Origin of the sequence: Muribaculum sp. (assembly GCF_029051885.1) — a bacterium.
Classification (GTDB): Bacteria; Bacteroidota; Bacteroidia; order Bacteroidales; family Muribaculaceae; genus Muribaculum.
The window spans coordinates 1-1675 of the sequence record NZ_JAIDKI010000108.1 but is presented as its reverse complement, the minus strand read 5'-3'; the positions used below and the strand labels follow the sequence as shown (position 1 = coordinate 1675).

General features: G+C 49.3%; 2 protein-coding genes. Both read right to left on the bottom strand.

Features of this window, described 5'->3' with window-relative positions:
• Positions 1–51: 51 nt before the first annotated feature.
• Entirely contained in the window at positions 52–369 is a 318-nt protein-coding gene (gene rplU / locus K2I50_RS04740; protein ID WP_123477474.1) for a 50S ribosomal protein L21, read from the bottom strand.
• Between the two features lie 231 nt (positions 370–600).
• Positions 601–1593 (bottom strand): DUF362 domain-containing protein, encoded by a 993-nt coding sequence (locus K2I50_RS04735; protein WP_301025075.1) that lies wholly within the window; start codon positions 1591–1593, stop codon positions 601–603.
• Positions 1594–1675: the final 82 nt, after the last annotated feature.

The following is a 1675-nucleotide window of genomic DNA, read 5'->3' as shown; positions in this document are numbered from 1 at the left end:
TTGAACTACCTACACCTTTTTTATGTGCCATTTTCTTTTAAGATTTAGGGGTTAAGCAATTTCTTTGATTACCACTTTGGTGAAGCACTGGCGATGGCCGTTTTTGCGGCGATAGCCTTTGCGGCGCTTCTTCTTGAATACGATAACCTTATCGCCCTTCACGAGGGGAACGGCTACTTCGCATACTACCTTTACTCCTTCAACGGTAGGAGCACCGACCTTAACGTCACCGTCGGCGTCTACGAGGAGAACGCGGTCAAACTCTACGGTCTCACCCTCTTTCTTGTCATCGCCGAGATAGTGAACATACAGGAACTTGCCGGCCTCAGCCTTGAACTGCTGTCCCTGAATTTCTACAATTGCGTACATTTAACTTATTAATGTAATGATGGTTAACTCCGTCAGGCGAGGCTTCGAAGCCTTCTTCTACGAGCCCGTGCGGAAAAATTGCCCACAAAGTTACTGATTTTGCAAGTGATATCCAAGCATTATCGTCCGTTTTTTTTGTAGAATTCCACAAAAAAACGGACGATAATATATTCAATCAGTGTACTTTTAGACCCCGTTCACCAATATTTGTTAACGCTGGGGAACGGGGTCTTATTCCAAAGTCACCAGAGTGTACTTCTGAGAGCCGATGCCGAGTTTTTCGGCAGCATCGAGGATATGTGTACCCTGCCTCGAATTGATACGCTCAATCAGCGCGGCCTTACCGGGGTCATCTGAGTTGACAACCATGTCGACACATGCGCGGTCAAGAGCCACGGGGTCGAGAGAGGCAAGTATGCCTATGTCGCCCATCTCTGGAGCATCGGGATTACCGTTGCAGTCGCAATCTACCGACAGACGGTTGGCCACGTTGATAAACAGCTTTTTATCGCCATACATATCAAACACCGATTTGCATGCGTCGGCCATCGATTCAAGAAACGCTGTCTGCTCGGCAATGTTATCCCACAGCACGGCCGGGTCGGAAACCTTTCCGGCAGAGTGCACATAGGCTTTGCCGTCGGCCGAGGCAATTCCGATAGCCACATTTTTCAGCGCGCCGCCGAATCCTCCCATGGCATGCCCCTTGAAATGGGACAGAACAACGAGAAAATCATAATCGGCAAGATGGCGTCCGACAAGGTTTTTATCAAGACGCAGACCACCGTCGACAACAATAGCGGTGTCGCCGTCGGCATCCATGATATCAACTTTCGCGATAGCCGTATAGCCATGCTCCTCGGCTGCCTTGAGATGGTCGGCGGTAGTAGAACGGTTGCCGCCATATGCGGTGTTACACTCCACAATCGTACCTTTCACCTCGTTGACAAAAGGAGCGATAAGCGCGGGACTCAAATGATTGCTTTTTCCCGATTCGCCGGTAGATATTTTGACAGCCACATTATTGCCGTCGACATTGCGCCCAAGAGCACGGTATATCTTCAACAGATTCTCAGGATTTATATCCTTTATATAATACACTACAGGCAGCGAGTCGGTCTGCTCGACGTCAGCGGCATTTCCGGCATTGGCCCTGGAGGTGCAGGAACACCAGGCCGCCAAAACCGCCACGGCCAGCACTGCCAACAAAATCACTTTCTTCATACCATTATTAAGAGCTTGTTTAATAATAAATGTTACCGTCAGGGCGGTCAATCGTCGAGCATATTTTCGCTTGTGATGAGGG

Excerpts from the sequence above, each read along its gene's own strand:
- rplU (WP_123477474.1), bottom strand. The coding sequence starts at position 369 with ATGTACGCAATTGTAGAAATTCAGGGACAGCAGTTCAAGGCTGAGGCC.
- K2I50_RS04735 (WP_301025075.1), bottom strand. The coding sequence starts at position 1,593 with ATGAAGAAAGTGATTTTGTTGGCAGTGCTGGCCGTGGCGGTTTTGGCG.